We start from the raw sequence: 2,222 nt of genomic DNA, 5'->3' as shown, positions 1-2,222 counted from the left end.
GTGATTGCCTCTTTGACTGGATATCCATTCATATTAAATGGGTTATCTGTAGCAAATATTTAGGAAAATGGTATTAGAAAGTCCTAGTTACGAAAGCAGGCAATCTCTCAGAAACTTATTGAGAGACATTGATGGCTTGCAAGGGGATGACTACCGCAATTTTAGGTGGACAACGGTGCGCTTTGTCTGCAGCGGGGATTTACTAAAGCTAGAGTATGCGCTCCGCTGTTTTGTAGAGACAGATTTTCCCTATTGGACTTACAAACTAGCTAGAGAATATGTAGAAGGCTATGGATTGCAGTCTGGTTCGGGTATCGTTGCTGAATCCGTACCCAGGTTGTTGGAAGTAGCAGAATTTTGGTGTCAGTATTATTTCGATCAGAGTTTGAACGAGAAATTTCCCGATGGGGGTGATCGCTGCGTTCGACCCAATGCTTGAAAAATTCTCATAGTTACTACTACCGAAAAAGATTTCAGGCTTCCTATTTTGTGCAGGTTCATACAGAATTCATATCAATACTAAAAAACTTCAATCTTCAGAAGGTTCAATTTGTGAAGATTCAATATCTCTTCCCCCATTCGCATCGGGTATTGATTGTTTCGGTATTGCTGCTTGTTTCTTCATTCGCTCTATAGTTCGATTATTATTTTCTACGAATTGATTTACGGATGCCATAAATCGATTTTGTTCTGCCATTATGCTTGCTACTGCTATGTTATTTCTCAATCCATACTTGTCTGTATTTATCAATTGCGTCACATCCATAACTGATTGTTTAGCAAGGTTAGCTATATTACTCAATGGATTATTTGCAGCAGCTACTAAACGTTCTATATTACTCAATGGATTATTCGAGGCTATTAAACGTTCTATATTACTCAATCCATAGCTATCAATAGCTGATAATTGTCTAGAAAAATTATCATCTAATTCTGGTTCAGACAAACTGTTTGAAACAGAAACTTCTTCAACTTGTTGTATCGATTCTTCTTTTATTTCCTGTTGTAGATATTTTTTAGCAAAGTGCAAAAAACGATATGGCCAGTACATATGAAACATAGAAGCACCAGCATCCAAGATTTCTTCGACTAACTCTGGATGTGGCCCAATAGTTTTCTTACCTCCTTTTCTCCACCAATCGTCTTTATTATCGCGAGTAATAAAAATAATATGACTTAATGACTTAGACTTAACTTGTTTGAGGAGCTGTTTCCAAAGAATTAAGTCACCATATTGTCTTTGAAAGACTAACCCTTTATGAGTATAACAATTGTTAATTTTATCTTTATCTCGATCTAAAAAACCAGGGGGGCGACAGATTTTGTATCTTTTTTCACCCTCTAAATATATTTGATCCAGCTCTTCTTGATTAGTAGGTAATTCACCAATTTTCTCTTGGAATAAATCTGTAATTTTATCTCTTATCTGATCAGTCCCATTTATTTGAATTAACTCTTCACTGCAAGATGTTAATTTATCCCGAAAAGTATCAAAAACTCTCTTTACATCCTCAGTCAGTTCTTGGAGAACTTCAGGAGGAAGACCTCGGAAGTTGAAATTCTCGAAAAGTTTTTTTGTGGTTTCATTTGCAATCTTATCCAAATCACTTTTAGCAGTATCAAATTTCGACTCTACTTGAATTATTCTAGTAATTCTATTTTTGTGATATTCAAGTGCAACTTGATGAGGAATCCACAAACGATCCTTTATAGTTTCTAAAACTGTAAAATACTCTTGGCGCGTTTCATTATTGTATTCGTAAAAATCCAACAGAACATTAGTATCAAAAATAAAAGTACATTTTGACCAAAGCTCCAGATAATCTTGTTCAGATAGGGAATAATATCCTGGGAATAAGTCTTTCATTTTTGTCAATTACTTGGTTTTTATTGAATAAGTGCTATTTGTCCGAATCACAAAATAAAAACTGTCCGAACTTTGATTTAAGATCTATTTAAGCTTATTACGTTTCTTTTTCGAGAAGTTGAGGATCTTGCGCGCTCCACTCATATTGAGGCGCATGGTGATGACTTGCTCGCTAACGCGATAAAACCTACTTGCTTCGACCACGCTCATCTCAGTTTTAGCAATGTGAAAGGCTGCTTCCCTTGAAATAAGCAACGCTGGTCCCAACCAATTCGCTTCGGTAGTCCTAAACAAGTAATGATAAATTGTAGTGATGGATAAAATACCAAATCGCACCGATGTGATTATTTAATGA

General features: G+C 35.7%; 2 protein-coding genes. One reads left to right on the top strand and one right to left on the bottom strand.

Going from position 1 to position 2,222, the window contains the following annotated elements:
* Positions 1 to 67 precede the first annotated feature (67 nt).
* A complete protein-coding gene (locus QUA10_RS28880; RefSeq protein WP_333086479.1) occupies positions 68 to 439 on the top strand; it encodes a hypothetical protein in 372 nt (123 codons plus the stop codon).
* Between the two features lie 90 nt (positions 440 to 529).
* Here QUA10_RS28880 and QUA10_RS28875 read toward each other — a convergent pair whose 3' ends face one another.
* A complete protein-coding gene (locus QUA10_RS28875) occupies positions 530 to 1,867 on the bottom strand; it encodes a PIN-like domain-containing protein (protein WP_333086478.1) in 1,338 nt (445 codons plus the stop codon).
* Positions 1,868 to 2,222 lie beyond the last annotated feature (355 nt).

Origin of the sequence: Microcoleus sp. Pol8_D6 (assembly GCF_036700965.1) — a bacterium.
In the GTDB taxonomy this organism is placed as follows: domain Bacteria; phylum Cyanobacteriota; class Cyanobacteriia; order Cyanobacteriales; family Microcoleaceae; genus Microcoleus.
Note: the sequence above shows the minus strand (reverse complement) of the source record. Positions and strands in the feature narration are given on the sequence as shown.

Bases quoted from the DNA above. Each gene is read 5' to 3' on its own strand.
- QUA10_RS28880 (WP_333086479.1), top strand. From the start codon at position 68: ATGGTATTAGAAAGTCCTAGTTACGAAAGCAGGCAATCTCTCAGAAAC.
- QUA10_RS28875 (WP_333086478.1), bottom strand. From the start codon at position 1,867: ATGAAAGACTTATTCCCAGGATATTATTCCCTATCTGAACAAGATTAT.